This is a genomic window from Borborobacter arsenicus, assembly GCF_003934165.1.
Classification (GTDB): Bacteria; Pseudomonadota; Alphaproteobacteria; order Rhizobiales; family Rhizobiaceae; genus Pseudaminobacter; species Pseudaminobacter arsenicus.
In genome coordinates this window covers 336,008-350,324 of sequence record NZ_RKST01000001.1, presented here as the reverse complement: position 1 = coordinate 350,324, position 14,317 = coordinate 336,008, and the positions used below count along the sequence as shown (strand labels likewise).

Annotated in this window: 15 protein-coding genes; 8 read left to right on the top strand and 7 right to left on the bottom strand. The window is 60.7% G+C overall.

Features of this window, described 5'->3' with window-relative positions; genetic code table 11:
• Positions 1-46: 46 nt before the first annotated feature.
• A complete protein-coding gene (locus EET67_RS09245; RefSeq protein WP_170313219.1) occupies positions 47-526 on the top strand; it encodes a MaoC family dehydratase in 480 nt (159 codons plus the stop codon).
• Between the two features lie 6 nt (positions 527-532).
• Here EET67_RS09245 and maiA read toward each other — a convergent pair whose 3' ends face one another.
• A complete protein-coding gene (gene maiA / locus EET67_RS09240; RefSeq protein WP_128625849.1) occupies positions 533-1,183 on the bottom strand; it encodes a maleylacetoacetate isomerase in 651 nt (216 codons plus the stop codon).
• Between the two features lie 204 nt (positions 1,184-1,387).
• Between maiA and EET67_RS09235 the strand changes: the two genes are divergently transcribed.
• Positions 1,388-2,071: a response regulator gene (locus EET67_RS09235; protein WP_165899846.1), complete on the top strand. Its 684-nt coding sequence runs from the start codon at positions 1,388-1,390 to the stop codon at positions 2,069-2,071.
• A 48-nt stretch (positions 2,072-2,119) separates the two neighbouring features.
• Here EET67_RS09235 and EET67_RS09230 read toward each other — a convergent pair whose 3' ends face one another.
• Together EET67_RS09230 and EET67_RS09225 are read right to left on the bottom strand one after the other, a co-directional pair.
• The gene (locus tag EET67_RS09230) at positions 2,120-3,457 is read right to left on the bottom strand and encodes an ATP-binding response regulator (protein ID WP_128625848.1); all 1,338 of its coding nucleotides are present in this window, start codon (positions 3,455-3,457) and stop codon (positions 2,120-2,122) included.
• Between the two features lie 10 nt (positions 3,458-3,467).
• On the bottom strand, positions 3,468-4,664 hold the full coding sequence (locus EET67_RS09225) for an FIST N-terminal domain-containing protein (protein ID WP_245450823.1): 1,197 nt from the start codon (positions 4,662-4,664) through the stop codon (positions 3,468-3,470).
• 221 nt (positions 4,665-4,885) lie between these two features.
• Here EET67_RS09225 and EET67_RS09220 point away from each other — a divergent pair, with 221 nt between their 5' ends.
• The 5 genes from EET67_RS09220 to dusA all read left to right on the top strand — a co-directional run bounded on the left by EET67_RS09220 (position 4,886) and on the right by dusA (position 10,280).
• The gene (locus tag EET67_RS09220; RefSeq protein ID WP_128625847.1) at positions 4,886-5,395 is read left to right on the top strand and encodes a (2Fe-2S)-binding protein; all 510 of its coding nucleotides are present in this window, start codon (positions 4,886-4,888) and stop codon (positions 5,393-5,395) included.
• 129 nt (positions 5,396-5,524) lie between these two features.
• Complete coding sequence (locus EET67_RS09215) at positions 5,525-7,876, top strand: xanthine dehydrogenase family protein molybdopterin-binding subunit (protein ID WP_128625846.1); 2,352 nt, start codon at positions 5,525-5,527, stop codon at positions 7,874-7,876.
• Between the two features lie 12 nt (positions 7,877-7,888).
• Positions 7,889-8,686: an FAD binding domain-containing protein gene (locus tag EET67_RS09210; RefSeq protein WP_128625845.1), complete on the top strand. Its 798-nt coding sequence runs from the start codon at positions 7,889-7,891 to the stop codon at positions 8,684-8,686.
• Between the two features lie 178 nt (positions 8,687-8,864).
• On the top strand, positions 8,865-9,194 hold the full coding sequence (locus tag EET67_RS09205; RefSeq protein WP_128625844.1) for a hypothetical protein: 330 nt from the start codon (positions 8,865-8,867) through the stop codon (positions 9,192-9,194).
• Positions 9,195-9,272: 78 nt separating this feature from the next.
• Positions 9,273-10,280, top strand: coding sequence for a tRNA dihydrouridine(20/20a) synthase DusA (gene dusA / locus EET67_RS09200; RefSeq protein WP_128625843.1), 1,008 nt, complete (start codon positions 9,273-9,275; stop codon positions 10,278-10,280).
• A gap of 13 nt (positions 10,281-10,293) precedes the next feature.
• Here dusA and EET67_RS09195 read toward each other — a convergent pair whose 3' ends face one another.
• From EET67_RS09195 to EET67_RS09185, 3 genes are read right to left on the bottom strand one after another with little or no spacing between them, the layout of a single operon-like run.
• Positions 10,294-10,644, bottom strand: coding sequence for a VOC family protein (locus EET67_RS09195; protein ID WP_128625842.1), 351 nt, complete (start codon positions 10,642-10,644; stop codon positions 10,294-10,296).
• Positions 10,645-10,654: 10 nt separating this feature from the next.
• Positions 10,655-11,326, bottom strand: a complete 672-nt coding sequence (locus tag EET67_RS09190) for a TIGR02281 family clan AA aspartic protease (RefSeq protein ID WP_128626150.1) — start codon at positions 11,324-11,326, stop codon at positions 10,655-10,657.
• Between the two features lie 46 nt (positions 11,327-11,372).
• Complete coding sequence (locus EET67_RS09185; protein WP_128625841.1) at positions 11,373-11,606, bottom strand: DUF1289 domain-containing protein; 234 nt, start codon at positions 11,604-11,606, stop codon at positions 11,373-11,375.
• 145 nt (positions 11,607-11,751) lie between these two features.
• On the opposite strand from EET67_RS09185, the gene EET67_RS09180 reads away from it, so the two are divergent.
• Entirely contained in the window at positions 11,752-12,738 is a 987-nt protein-coding gene (locus EET67_RS09180) for a nicotinate-nucleotide--dimethylbenzimidazole phosphoribosyltransferase (RefSeq protein ID WP_128625840.1), read from the top strand.
• Positions 12,739-12,758: 20 nt separating this feature from the next.
• Here the strand turns inward: EET67_RS09180 and EET67_RS09175 are convergent, their stop codons facing one another.
• The gene (locus EET67_RS09175; RefSeq protein WP_128625839.1) at positions 12,759-14,285 is read right to left on the bottom strand and encodes a sensor histidine kinase; all 1,527 of its coding nucleotides are present in this window, start codon (positions 14,283-14,285) and stop codon (positions 12,759-12,761) included.
• Positions 14,286-14,317 lie beyond the last annotated feature (32 nt).

Here is a 14,317-nt window from a genome sequence, read left to right as displayed (position 1 = left end):
AGTGATTCCACTTGGCTGCAACATGCTCTGGGAGAATGCCATGTCGATGCCGGTTCTGACCTTTGCCAATCTGCCCGATCGGGTCGGCCATGAACTCGGCGTTTCGAAATGGGTGATGGTCGATCAGGAGCGGATCGACAAATTTGCCGACTGCACGGGCGATCACCAGTGGATTCATGTCGATCCGGAGCGTGCACGCCAGCAAAGCCCGTTTCGCACGACCATCGCGCATGGCTATCTGACACTGTCCATAATCGGGGCGTTGGGACAGGAGATTGGTGCGCTGCCCGAGAATACGCAGGCTGCCTTCAACTACGGGCTGAACAGGGTGCGTTTCGTGGCGCCGGTCAGAGTGGGAACGAGGATTCGCCTGCGGTCGACGCTGATAGGCCTGGAGAATCGGGGGCCGGGCCAATATCTGATGAAGGCTGACAATGTGGTGGAGATCGAGGGGGAGGAAAAGCCCGCGCTGACTGCCGAAACGCTGGTGATGATCTATGAGCGGCGCAGAAAGGCCGGTGACTGATCACCGTCATTCTGCGTCGGGCTGGTTTTTCGGTGCTGCCTTCACAAAGGCCGGCAGTTCCATGCAGGCATCATATATGCGTGAAATGATCGGATAGGGCGTCATATCGACGCCAAAACGCTGATTGTTCGCCACCTGGGCTGCAAGGCAGATATCAGCCAGGCCGGGCGTGTCTCCGTGGCAGAATGTTCCCGTCTCGCGACTGTCAGCCAGAATCTTTTCAAGCGGTTCGAACGTTTCGTTCACCCAATGGCGGAACCAGTTGGCGACGTCCTCGTCGCTGGCGCCGAATAACGTGCGCAATGAGGTCAGCACGCGTAGATTGTTTACTGGATGAATGTCGCAGGCAATCATCTGAGCCAGCATGCGTACTCGTGCGCGGCCAAGCGCGTCCGCAGGCAGAAGTGGCGGTTGTGGCACCGTTTCGTCGAGGAACTCGATGATTGCCAAGGACTGGACCAGTAGTGTTCCATCCCGCCAGATCAGTGCCGGTACCAGCCCTTGGGGATTGACCGCCCTATAGGGCGGTTCCAAATGCTCGCCATGGCGCAGATGGTGCGGCACGTAGCTATAGTCCAGCCCCTTCATTTCCAGTGCGATGCGCACGCGATAGGAGGTCGAGGAACGGAAATAATTGTGCAGGACGATCTCGCTCATCGGCCGGGTCTCCAGTGCCCCGCTGATCGAACTTGTGTGCCCGCGGGGCGATCAGATGTACTATTTGGCAATAATCGCTTACGCGTCGGTGGGCTACCTTGAAATTGGCGCCATGGATCGAGGATTTGGAAAATATGTCCCTTTGGGTCGGCGGAAAGTGCCGGCATGTCTCGGTCGCAGCCTTTGCATAATGGAGTGTTGGCTATGAGTGCCGCCAACGATGCCGCTCGATTCCTGATAATCGATGACCACCCGTTATTTCGTGAGGCGCTGCACAGCGCCGTCCGTATGGCCTATCCGGATGTGGATACGGTGGAAGCCCGTTCGATTGCCGAGGCGCTGACGCTGCTTGCCGATCCCAAGCCGTTCGATCTTGCGCTTCTGGATCTCAGCATGCCTGACGTCCACGGCTTTGACGGGTTGCTGCAACTGCGCACACATCATCCACGGCTGCCGGTAGTCGTTGTTTCCGGGCATGACGAGCCAAAGATCATTTCCGAAGCACTTTCCTATGGCGCAGCCGGTTTCATTCCCAAATCGGTGCGCAAGAGCGATCTGGCCGATGCGATTCGTTCGGTGATGGAGGGCGCCATCCATGTTCCGGAGGGCTATGAGGGACAGGCGCCGGATGATGAGAGCGCGGATCGTGCCGAGATGATCCGGCGTCTCTCCAAGCTGACGCCGCAACAACTGCGCGTGTTGCAGATGTTGCGTCAGGGGCTGCTCAACAAGCAGATCGCCTTCGAGCTGCAAGTCGGCGAGACCACGGTGAAGGCACATGTCTCCGAGATCCTGCGCAAGCTCAATGTCTACAGTCGCACCCAGGCGGTGATTGAGGTGTCCAAGCTCGACAACGCCGATCTGTTCCGGGAGCCATCGGGATTTTAGACCTGAAGATGGTCGGAATCGATCAAAGGGCGCGCGCTATATTGCCAACTACGCCAGCAAATGCGCCAGCAGAGCCCTCAACTGCGCCGGCTTCAGCGGCTTGCGCATCAGTTCCACACCGATTTCGCGGGCGATATTGACCACTGTCTCGGAAGCGTCGCCGGTAACGATCAGGGCAGGAACCGCCCGGCCGAGATGATAGCGGGCGTCGGCAATGGCGACGCTGCCGAGGTCGCCGCCATCCAGATGCTGGTCGGCAATGATGATGTCGGGAATCCAGGCCGTGTCGCCCAGCGCTTCCAAAGTGCCGGCCGAAGAGGATGCCGTCCTTACCGTACATTGCCAGCGCTCCAGCAGCGCGGTCATGGCGTCGCGCACTTCCATGTCGTTTTCGATCAGCAGCACCTTGGTACCGAAAAGGCCATAGCCGCGCGGCCGTTCGGGCTCGGACGCCGCTGCCTGATGGGCGAGCGCCGCCCCGGCAGCGACTGGAACGTCGATACGGAAGATGGTGCCGCGGCCGACGACCGACGAGAAGGTGACCGGATGACCAAGCGCGTTTGTCATGCGGCGCACGATCGAGAGCCCCAGGCCGAGGCCGCCGGAGAGGTCGGTATCGGGCGGTATGGTGCCGCGGTGGAATTCTTCGAATACCGCCTCACGCTGGTTTTCCGGGATGCCGCAGCCGGTGTCGGCAATCTGGATGCGGATCATGTTTGAGCGGTGACGCATGCCAACGAGGACACCGCCGGTTCGTGTATAGCGTACGGCATTGGAAACGATGTTCTGCAGGATACGGCGAAGCAGTGTCCGATCAGAACGGACCACCGCATTGCCGGCGTGGAATCTGAGTTTCAGCCCTTTCAGTTCCGCAAGCGGCTGGAAATCCGACTTCAGCGAGACAAACAGTTGTTCCAGCGATACGTCCGTGATCTCGGGTTCGACCACGCCCGCGTCCAACTTGGATATGTCGAGCAGCGTGTGGATCAGGTCGTCCATCGTCTCCAGCGAGCGCTCGACCTGGCGCACCAGCTTCTTGCCTTCCTCGTCGGTCTGGATTTCGGCCAGCGCCGAAACCGACAGATGGGCGGCATTCAGAGGTTGCAGGATGTCGTGGCTGGCGGCAGCGAGAAACCGCGTCTTGGACAGATTGGCCTGCTCGGCATTCTCCTTGGCGGCTGCAAGGTCAAGATTGGAGACTTCCAGGCGCCGCAGCGTCGAGCGCAATTCGTCGGTTCGGCTGCGCACCCGGTTTTCCAGGTTGATTGCAGTCTGGAACAGCGAAAAGGCATTGCCTTGCTGGTCCATCGAGCGTTCGACGCGGGAAATCAGCGCCTGGTTGATCTTCTTGAGTTTCTCGAGGTCGTCGATCTGGCGGATGGGCATTGTCGTCCTGTTATTCGGCCGCCTGCTTGTGACCGAAAGCAATGCCGGTGAATGTCTGGTTCAAATGCATCGACCGATATTGCTCGCCATAAGTCCCGAAACCTATCACATTGTTGGTGCGGTAGAGTTCGGAAATATCACGGAAAACCTGGCGGTTGCGCGCATCGAGCCGCCTCAGCACGCAGTCGAAGCCCAGCACGACATCGATGCCGCCTAGGCGTTCATTGACATTTTTCAAGGCCGTACGGGTCGATTCCACCATGCCGGTCGGCTTGGCAATCGACAGCACGATGCCGTCATCGATGGCACAATAGAACGAGAGCGAGCCGTCCGGATTTACCTTCTGGATGGAGCGGCAGTAATATTCGCCGCCGACCCGCACCACGACAGGATGGGAGGCGAAGGTCAGGGGCGTCATAGCGCCGGGCGCGACGCCGACTGCCGTGGCGAACTCCTCGACCGCCACTTCCGCATTGAACTCGCGCACGATCCGTCGCTCGGGGTCGGACGAGGTGACCACGAGCTTTTCTTGCGTCGGCACGAAATTCTCGGTCTTGAAGACGTGGAACGGAACTTCGGTTGCCATCAGCACCACGATGGCGCAGTCGCTGCCGACAAAGCCGTTGGAGATCAGCGTCGTGGTCTTGAATTTGAGGTCGTCGCCGGCTGAACCGCCGATCAGCGGAATGTCGTCCAGCCCCCAATGGATCGCCGAGGTGACGGCTTCCTCGGCATAGGACAGCCCATCGATGAGGCAAAGCGCAAAAAGATTGGGCGATTGTGCGTAGCCCGTACGGGCATGAAGCGTGCGCCGCAGGCCATCGACCTTGCCGGCAATGTCGTCCATGCCGCCGGCAGAGAGATTACGGACCAGGGCGCTGACTGCCGTGAACCCGGAGCGGGGAAACAACAAGGCCAGCATGTGGCCGTCTTCAAGGCCGGCGGGTGTGATCTCGCCTGCCGTGGAGCATCCGGCATAGGCGAGGTTTGGCAGGTGCCGTTTCAGCGCGCCTGAAAGCGAGGAGGCATCCACCAGCGCCTGCGAAAAGAAAAACAAGGCGAAATCGGCGTCCATGGCAGTTGCTTCGTCGGCAACTGCACGGACAAAACCATCCGCATCTGCGCTGTCGGTCGTCAGGGCCGACAGGCCGCACGCGTAATGTGTGCGCGAACAGGTCAGCGCCACATCTCCTCCCTTACCGCCCACGATGTTGTCGCCGCAGGCCTCATCTTGTGCATTGTTGCCTTGAGAGGCTAGTTTAGCAATGCTTGAATGCTCAATCCGTGTGCGAAAGTACAATATACGGGTTTTGGGGAGGGCTGCATTCTCGTTGCTTCTGGATTGCGAAAGATCATTATGGCTTGCGCGGATTGCCGGGTGAGGTCGTAACGGCAAACTGCGACAGGCAGGGCACTCAGGGAGGTTTCATGTCGGAAGTATCGCTAGTGGTCAACGGCCGGCGTGTCGGCGGAACGGTCGAGGATCGTACGCTGCTGGTCCATTTTCTGCGCGAGCATGTCGGGCTGACGGGTACGCATGTCGGCTGCGACACATCGCAATGCGGCGCCTGCGTCGTGCATGTCGACGGCAAGGCGGTGAAGTCCTGTACGATGCTGGCCGCGCAGGCTTCCGGGTCGACGGTGGTGACCATCGAAGGGCTGGCCGACGGTGCTGAACTGCATCCGGTCCAGGCCGCGTTCAAGGAGCATCATGGTTTGCAGTGCGGCTTTTGCACGCCCGGCATGATCATGACTGCGACCGACATGATCCGCCGCCATCCCGAGGGGCTGGACGAGGCAACGGTGCGCGAGGAACTGGAAGGCAATATCTGCCGCTGTACCGGCTATCACAACATCGTCAAGGCTATCCTTGCTGCTTCCAAGACAATGGCGAGGAGCAAGGGCAAGGCTGCGAGCAAAGCGAAGAAGGCGGCCTGAGCGGCAATCGGCAGTAGCCAGTCGGCAATAGGATTAAAGGGAGGAAATCGGTATCAGGACGGCACATACGGTTCGGAACCGACTGCCGACTGCTGATTGCCGAATGCCTCATCTTGGAGGAAAACATCCATGGGCATCGAAGGTGTTGGCGCTCGCGTGGCGCGCAAGGAAGACAAGAGGTTCATCACGGGTGCCGGCCGCTATGTCGACGACATGGTCGTGCCGGGAATGAAGCATGCAGCCTTCGTGCGCAGCCCTTATGCGCATGCGCAGATCAAGAAGATCGACGTAAAGGCGGCGCAGGCAATGCCGGGCGTCATCGGCGTGCTTACCGGCAAAGAAATCAAGGCGGACGGCATCGGCAATCTCATCTGCGGCTGGATGATCCATTCCAAGGACGGCACGCCGATGAAGATGGGCGCGTGGTCGCCGCTCGCCTTCGACAAGGTTCGCTATGTCGGCGACGCGGTTGCCATCGTGGTGGCCGACACCAAGGGGCAGGCCCGCGATGCTGCCGAAGCCGTCGAGGTCACCTACAAGGAACTGAAGTCGGTTACGGACGCCTCCAAGGCCATGAACAAGGGCGCGCCGCAAATCCATCCCGAGGCCGAAAACAATCTCATCTTCGATTGGGATATCGGCAATGCCGACGAGACAGAAGCTGCCTTCAAGAAGGCCGCGCATGTCGTCGAGATGGATATCGTCAACAACCGGCTGGTTCCCAACGCCATGGAACCGCGCGCGGCACTCGGCCACTATGACAAGGCCGAAGACCATTACACATGCTGGACCACCTCGCAGAACCCGCATGTGGCGCGCCTCGTGATGAGCGCCTTCTACAATGTGGCGCCGGAAAACAAGCTGCGCGTCATCGCGCCCGATGTCGGCGGCGGCTTCGGCTCGAAAATCTATATCTATCCGGAAGAGATTGTCTGCCTGTGGGCATCGAAGAAGACCGGCGTTCCGGTCAAATGGGTGGCCGACCGCACCGAAAGCTTCCTTACTGATGCGCATGGCCGCGACCACCATAGCCACTGTGCCATGGCCTTCGACAAGGATTACAAGATCCTCGGGTTCAAGGTCGAGACCAAGGCCAATCTCGGCGCCTATATGTCGCTGTTTTCCTCAGCGACGCCGACTTACCTCTACGCCACGCTTTTGTCGGGCCAGTACGACATTCCGGCGATCCACGCCAATGTGAAGGCGATCTACACCAACACCGCGCCGGTCGATGCCTATCGTGGGGCAGGGCGGCCCGAGGCTGCCTTCAATGTCGAACGAATGCTGGAAGTATCGGCACGGAAGTTCGGCATTTCCCCGGCGGAACTGCGCCGCAGGAACTTCATCACATCGTTCCCGCACCAGACCCCTGTCATCATGAACTACGATGCCGGCGATTTCGGCGCCTCGTTGGATGCCGCTATGAAAGCAGCCGACTATGACGGTTTCGAAAAGCGCCGCCAAAAGGCCAAGAAGGCAGGTAAACTGCGGGGCATCGGCTTTTCCTGCTACATCGAGGCCTGCGGCATCGCGCCTTCCGCCGCGGTCGGCTCGCTCGGTTCCGGCGTGGGCTTGTGGGAATCGGCAGAGGTCCGCGTCAATGCGGTCGGTACGATCGAGGTGCTGACCGGCTCGCACAGCCACGGTCAAGGACATGAAACGACGTTCGCCCAGCTCGTGGCCCAGCGCTTGGGCGTGCCGATCGATCAGGTGTCCATCGTGCATGGCGACACCGACAAGGTGCAGATGGGCATGGGCACCTATGGTTCGCGCTCGGGCGCGGTCGGCATGAGCGCGCTCTCCAAGGCGCTCGACAAGGTCGAAGCCAAGGCGCGCAAGATCGCTGCCCACCTGATGGAAGCCGACGAAAGCGACATCGTTATCGAGAACGGTGCCTGCAAGGTGGCCGGCACGGACAAGAACGTGCCGTGGTTCCAGGTTGCGCTTGCGGCCTATACCGCCCACAACCTGCCTGGCGGGATGGAGCCCGGCCTGAAGGAAACCGCCTTCTACGATCCGGCAAACTTCACCTTCCCGGCCGGCTGCTACATCTGCGAAGTCGAGGTGGACCCTGAAACCGGCCAAACCCAAGTGATCCAGTTCGTCGCTGCCGATGATTTTGGCAATATCATCAACCCGATGATCGTCGAGGGGCAGGTCCATGGCGGTGTCGCCCAGGGCATCGGTCAGGCGCTGCTGGAAGGGGCGCATTACGATGACAGCGGGCAGCTGCTGACGGCCAGCTATATGGACTACACCATGCCGCGCGCCGACGACCTGCCGTCCTTCCAGGTTTCGACCACGAGCACGCCGTCTCCCTCCAATCCGCTCGGCCTGAAAGGCTGTGGCGAGGCCGGTGCGATCGGTTCGCCACCGGCAGTCATCAACGCCATCACCGATGCGATCGGCACCGAGGACATCACTATGCCGGCAACGCCGCAAAAGGTCTGGGCAGCCCTGCGCGCGTCGGCCAGGAACTGAGGGAGGACGAAGATGTATCAGGTCAATTACCATCGCGCCTCTTCTGTGGCGGAGGCTGCAAAACTCGCAAAATCCGGCGATGCACAGTTCCTGTCGGGCGGCATGACGCTGATCCCGGCCATGAAGGCGCGGCTTGCCGCCCCTTCCGATCTCGTCGATCTTGCCCATATCGCCGAATTGAAGGGCATCAAGGTCTCGGGCAAGACGGTGACGATCGGCGCGGCGACCACTCATTTCGAGGTGGCCAATGACGAGAAGCTGAAGAAGGTCGCACCTGCGGTAGCACATCTTGCCGGATTGATCGGCGATCCGGCGGTGCGTCACAGGGGCACGATCGGCGGCTCGATCTCCAACAATGATCCGGCTGCGGATTATCCCGCCGCCCTTCTGGCGCTCGGTGCGACCATCGCCACCAACAAGCGCGAGATTGCCGCCGACAAATTCTTCAAGGGGTTGTTCGAGACCGCGTTGAAGGATGGCGAAATCGTCACCTCCATTACCTTCACCGCGCCGGCCAAGGCGGCTTATGAGAAATTCCGCAACCCGGCCTCGCGCTATGCAATGACCGGGGTGTTCGTGGCCAAGGGCAAGGACGGTGTGCGGGTCGCAGTCACCGGAGCGGGTGATGACGGCGTGTTCCGTTCCAAGGAAATCGAGACGGCGCTGACGAAGAAATTCGATGCTTCGGCGCTTGACGGGCTGCAGCTTTCGCCTGCCGACCTGATGAGTGACATGCACGCTTCGGCTGAATATCGCGCACATTTGATCGTTGTCATGGCCAAGCGGGCGGTTTCTGCTGCGAATGCCTGACACTTTGGGCTAGGGGAGAGGCCGGCAATGCTGCCGGCCTTTTTCTTTTTGGGACTTGTCCACTCGTTACACGGCAATGATGCCTGACAACCGCTTCGGGCCTGCTTTGACTTGCCTCAGCAGTAGCACTAAATCTTCACCCGGTTGCGGCACCTTATCCTGATGCAGGCAGTGCGGATTGAAAATTTTCATAAAAATCACAATTGCTCTGCTGCTTGTCATTGCCCTGTCTGCCTTCGGTGTCTGGTATCGCACCAGCAGTTTGGGCCATGAGGCGCTGCTTGATATCGCCACCCAGGCCAATCTGTGCAAAACGGAAGCCTGCACTGAAGGCATCGAGGAAGCAGCATCATATCTTGCCGAGGAGTTCGGCCTGTCGCCGCGATTGGTCGAATGGTGCGTCGGTGTGGATACATTGGCCGAACGCGGTGGCGGCAAGGGGCTAACCAACCGCTCATGGTGGATCAACCTGCTTTACCGCCCCTGCGGGGAACCCGTCGTGGAATGATGCGGGGGCGTCGGTTTGACAGCCGGATGCCCCAACGGATACGACAGGCCGAAACGATCGGACGATTGAGACCGCTCTATGCACAGCACGACCGGCATCTATTCCGGCCAAGTCCTTGCCATCGCCCCCATGATGGATTGGACAGACAGGCATTGCCGCTATTTTCACCGGCAACTGACCCAGCGCGCGCTGCTTTATACCGAAATGGTCGTCGCCGATGCCGTGATCCACGGCGCGCGCGAGCGGCTATTGGGCTTTTCGGACGAAGAGCGCCCGATCGCACTTCAGCTCGGCGGCTCGGACCCGGCCAAGCTGGGGCAGGCTGCGCGTATCGGCGAAGATTTCGGCTATGACGAGATCAATCTCAATGTCGGCTGCCCCTCGGATCGGGTCCAGTCCGGCACTTTCGGCGCCTGTCTGATGAAGACGCCCGACCTCGTCGCCGAGTGCGTCGCGGCAATGAAGGCAGCGGTCTCGATCCCGGTCACTGTCAAATGCCGTATCGGCGTCGATAACCAGGACCCGGAAGTTGCGCTGGATACGCTTGCCGATGGCGTCTTTGCGGCCGGTGCGGACGCACTCTGGGTGCATGCACGCAAAGCCTGGCTGGACGGGCTCAGCCCGAAGGAAAATCGCGATATCCCGCCACTGGATTATCAGCGTGTCTATCGCCTCAAGGCGAAAAGCCCGAATCGATTCATTGGCATCAATGGCGGTATTCAGACGCTGGATGAGGCAAAGGCGCATCTTCTGAAAGTCGACGGTGTGATGCTTGGCCGTGCGGCCTATCACACGCCGGGTATCCTGGCGGACGCCGACGCCAGCCTGTTCGGCGACGCCAACGGTGATTTTGATTTCGGGCGGCTGATCGAGCGCATGGTCGCCTATGCGGAACGTCATATTGAACAGGGCGGGCGGCTTGGCCATGTCACCCGCCACATGGTCGGTCTTTTCCATGGCCTGCCGGGGGCGCGGCGTTTCCGCCAGATTCTTTCAACCAATGCGACGCGGCCCGGAGCCGGTGCAGATATCTTGCGCGACGCCTTTGCCGAGGTCGATTCTGATCCGGCCCGCCGGGCAGCGTGAGCGCGCCTACCGATCACATATGGGTGAGGATATTGACCAGTTTGCCGAACGGGTCGCGTACGTAGAACCGTCTTACGCCCCAGGGCTCCTCGGCCGGTCCATATTCGATCTGGAAGCCGGCGTCTTTCATGCGCTGAAGGGCGGTGTCAAGATCATCGACTTCTATCGACAGATCGGGAACCGGGGTCCCTGATCCGCCTTCCGAGGCGAAGCTTACCTGGGCCCTTGCCTTCTCGTCAGATCCGTAGGTCGCAATCCAGCCGTGATCCATCAGGAGATCGAGACCGAGCACATCGTGATAGAAACGTCTGGCTGCGCTGATGTTCCTGGTGTCGATATTGGCGACGATCCGTTTTACCCGCATCTTCGCTCCCTCAATCGCGCAGGATCATGCGATCCCCGCGGACATCGAATCCCGATAGCGCGCCGATGAAATTCATGCCGAGCAGGCTTTGTTCCAACATGCCCGGCGCGGCGACCAGCAACGGCATGTTGCGGCGCGTTATAGCTCCAAGCCTGATCTCGCCGGCGATCACCCGGGCGGCGGTGGCGTTGCCATTGGCGGTGGAGATCGGGATGGTGTAGGCGAGCTTTTCCGCATCGAAGCCGACACGTTCGGCGTCGCGCGTGGTCAACACCGTGCTGGTCGCGCCGGTATCGACCAGCACTCGAACCGGCTTGCCGTCGATGGAAAGACGTGCCTCGAAATGACCATTGGGCAGCTTTTCAAGCGTGACCGTGTTTTGGCCCTCCGAATCAGTCACAGAGAGCGGGCTGCCCGGCACCAGCCCAACGGTCACGCGGTTGGCGACGTCCTGCAATTCGTAGCGATATTGATAGCCCGCGACGAGCAACAGCACGACCAACAGCCAAAGTGCGAGGTTGCGGGCCATGTCGCCGAAGCGATGGCGCGAGGCGAGTATGCCGGCGCCGATCACAGCGCCCAGAACGCCGAGATAGAAAACCCGACCCAGAGTGTCGCTGGAAATGCCGGACGCATCGCCACTGGCGTCATTGAAGATGAGCAGGGCAAGCCCGATGCCCATCACCGCCAGAATAACCCAGATGAAACGACCCGATCTCAAGAGTGGGTCAACCCGTTGCTTCGCGCCCGCGCGCCAGGCGTGAACGCCTGGTTTCGCGGCGTGGGCGGCGCTCGACCGTTTCCAGTCTGGCCGGCAGTTCGGCCATGATCTCGCGGCGCTGCTGTGACGTCATCTCGATCCAGGCGGAAATCTCGCCTTGCGTGCGGCCGCAGCCGAAGCAGTAGCCGGTCTTCATATCGATCGAGCATATGAGAATGCAGGGGGATTCAATTGCCGCCATGTAGCAGTCCTGTTGTGCCATCTTTCAATTGGGTCAGACGACAGGCGGATGCAAGCCCTGTCACTATCCAACCATACTCCCATTGTGCCACGTGACCATCGCGGCTATGCCGCTGCCAACGACGATCTTAGCGAGCATTGACGACATGACCAGTGCGCTTCCCTTTGATGACTTCCGCAATTTGCTGGCCCGGCTGCCGGCCGGCGACGAGGCTGCCGGCGAAAGGGTTCGCGCGCAGTTTGCCAGGGCCGAAAAACCCAAGGGGTCGCTTGGTCGGCTGGAGGAAGTTGCCGCATGGCTGGCGACCTGGAGCGGCCGCCCGCCCGCCGTCAACCGTCCGCTGGTGGCGATTTTTGCCGGCAACCATGGGGTTGTCGGGCGGAGGATTTCACCGCGTCCGATGGAGGCGACCGCACGCGCGGTCGAACTCAGCGCCGCCGGCGGCTCCGCCATAAACCAGATCTGCCTTGCCTATGATCTGGGGCTGAAGGTCTTCGATCTGGCGCTGCATCTGCCGAGCGCCGACATGACGCGGGATGCAGCACTTGATGAGCGCGGCTGTGCGGCGACCATGGCCTTTGGCATGGAAGCGATATCGGGCACGGACCTGCTTTGCATCGGCGATCTCGGCGTCGGCAATTCGACGGTCGCTGCGGCGATCCTCGCCGCGCTCTATGGCGGCTCCGGGGCCGATTGGATCGGTCCGGGTTCAGGCGCCGATGCGGCCATGGTTGCGAGGAAGGCCGAGGCGGTGGATGCAGCGCTTGCGCTGCATGGCAGCCATTTGAAGGACCCGCTGGAAGTGCTGCGCCGCGTGGGGGGACGTGAAACCGCGGCGATTGCCGGCGCGATTATTGCCGCACGGATGGAGAAGATCCCGGTGATCCTGGATGGTTTTGCTGCGATTGCCGCCGCCAGCGTTCTGCACGCCGCCAATCCGCATGCGCTCGATCACTGCCTTATCGCACAGCTTTCCACCGAGCCCGGCCAGCGCCAGGCGATCGAAAGACTGGCCATGCGGCCACTGCTCGATCTTGATCTTTCGCATGGCGAGGGCGTTGGGGCCGGCCTTGCTGCCGGGCTGGTCAAGGCGGCTGCCCTGTGCAGCACCGGCATGGCCGCAGCACTTTGAAGCCATGAAGCTCCGGCGTTTCAGCGCCTGCGTCCGCCGGCCGCGACCTTGCGTGTCGGCAGCGCCGGCAGCACTTCCATGACACGCGAGGCCGGGAAGATCGCAATTGCTTCGGTGCCTTCGCGCAGCTTCGAATGGAGCTCGAATTCGCCGCCATGCATATGGATCAGACCCTGCACGATCGGCAGGCCGAGGCCGGTGCCCTGTTCGGCACTCTTGATGGCGATCGAGCCCTGGCCGAAGGCGGACAGCACGACCGGAATCTCGTCGGGCGGAATGCCGGGCCCGTTATCCTTGATCGACACATATTGGCCGCCACCTGCCGTCCAGCCGACTCGCACGCGGATTTCACCACCGGTCGAGGTGAATTTCACCGCGTTCGACAGCAGGTTCAGCGTGACCTGCCGCAAGGCGCGTTCATCGGCGAAAAGGCGCGGCAGTTCGGGCTCGAATTCCTGGATGATGCGCAGATCCTTGTTATGCGCCTTTAGCTCCATCAGATGGCAGCATTCCTCGACAATATGCAGCAACCGCACCGGCTCTTCGTTGAGCTGGTAACGCCCGGCCTCGATGCGCGACAGGTCGAGTATCTCATTGATCAGGTCGAGCAGATGCTGGCCTGAATCATGCACGTCGCGCGCATAGTCGCGATAGGTAGGGTTCTGCATCGGCCCCAGCACTTCGTTGGACATCACCTCCGAAAAGCCGAGGATTGCATTGAGCGGTGTGCGCAATTCATGGCTCATGGAGGCCAGAAAGCGCGACTTGGCCATATTGGCCTCTTCGGCACGCCGCCGTGCCTCGTCGGACATCGACTTTGCCGTCTCCAGTTCGGCGATCAGAGCGTCCTTTTCCGAACGGAATGATAGCAGCATCACCGACGAGCGGTTAAAGTGGCTAGCGACATAGCTGAAAAAGGGCAGCGAGAGCGCCAGCAGTCCGGTCATGACAAGCTCGATCGGCGCCCATGAATTGATGCCGATATAGGCGTAGGCGGCGACGGGGAGGGCGAAGGTAGCCAGCAGCGCACCGCGCAGCGATGAGGTGATCAGTGCGGTTGCCGCCATGGCCAGAAGCAGGACGATGGCCTTGATGATCGGGAATTGCTCGACCTGACAGTTGACGCAGCCAAGCGTGGCAAAATAGACCCAGCCGAGACCGCTGATGAAATGGCCGGCAAGAAGGTTGCGCTTGGTTGAGATCGTGTTGAGCCGGCTCGCGTCAGCCTTGCGCACGCGGTGGGCCACCCAGGTTAACCCGGCATAGCAGGTCATCGTCAGGAATGCCCAGACCACTATGTCGCCGGCCATGCCGCCAAGCAGCCCGGCTGCAGTGATGATCAGCACAAGCAGGGGTATGGTCGCGGCGCTGCCGACAATGGCATGTGCGTGCAGCTTCAAAAGCTCGCGGTCGAATACGGGGGTGCCATGGCGTTGGGAGAGCCGATCGCGTGATCTGCGCACCGCACGGGCCACGTCGCTGTTGCGATGAGGCTTCCTGCGGTCCACAATGAATTTGTCCGCTGTGTTAGAGCGCAGCAACGGCATGAATGTCTTCAACTTGTGCGAGCAACCGGTTC

Coding starts and splice junctions, on each gene's coding strand:
- EET67_RS09245 (WP_170313219.1), top strand. CDS start 47: ATGCCGGTTCTGACCTTTGCCAATCTGCCCGATCGGGTCGGCCATGAA.
- EET67_RS09195 (WP_128625842.1), bottom strand. CDS start 10,644: ATGCGGGTAAAACGGATCGTCGCCAATATCGACACCAGGAACATCAGC.
- EET67_RS09210 (WP_128625845.1), top strand. CDS start 7,889: ATGTATCAGGTCAATTACCATCGCGCCTCTTCTGTGGCGGAGGCTGCA.
- EET67_RS09180 (WP_128625840.1), top strand. CDS start 11,752: ATGACCAGTGCGCTTCCCTTTGATGACTTCCGCAATTTGCTGGCCCGG.
- EET67_RS09190 (WP_128626150.1), bottom strand. CDS start 11,326: ATGGGCATCGGGCTTGCCCTGCTCATCTTCAATGACGCCAGTGGCGAT.
- EET67_RS09185 (WP_128625841.1), bottom strand. CDS start 11,606: ATGGCGGCAATTGAATCCCCCTGCATTCTCATATGCTCGATCGATATG.
- EET67_RS09230 (WP_128625848.1), bottom strand. CDS start 3,457: ATGCCCATCCGCCAGATCGACGACCTCGAGAAACTCAAGAAGATCAAC.
- EET67_RS09220 (WP_128625847.1), top strand. CDS start 4,886: ATGTCGGAAGTATCGCTAGTGGTCAACGGCCGGCGTGTCGGCGGAACG.
- dusA (WP_128625843.1), top strand. CDS start 9,273: ATGCACAGCACGACCGGCATCTATTCCGGCCAAGTCCTTGCCATCGCC.
- EET67_RS09235 (WP_165899846.1), top strand. CDS start 1,388: ATGAGTGCCGCCAACGATGCCGCTCGATTCCTGATAATCGATGACCAC.
- EET67_RS09215 (WP_128625846.1), top strand. CDS start 5,525: ATGGGCATCGAAGGTGTTGGCGCTCGCGTGGCGCGCAAGGAAGACAAG.
- maiA (WP_128625849.1), bottom strand. CDS start 1,183: ATGAGCGAGATCGTCCTGCACAATTATTTCCGTTCCTCGACCTCCTAT.
- EET67_RS09175 (WP_128625839.1), bottom strand. CDS start 14,285: ATGCCGTTGCTGCGCTCTAACACAGCGGACAAATTCATTGTGGACCGC.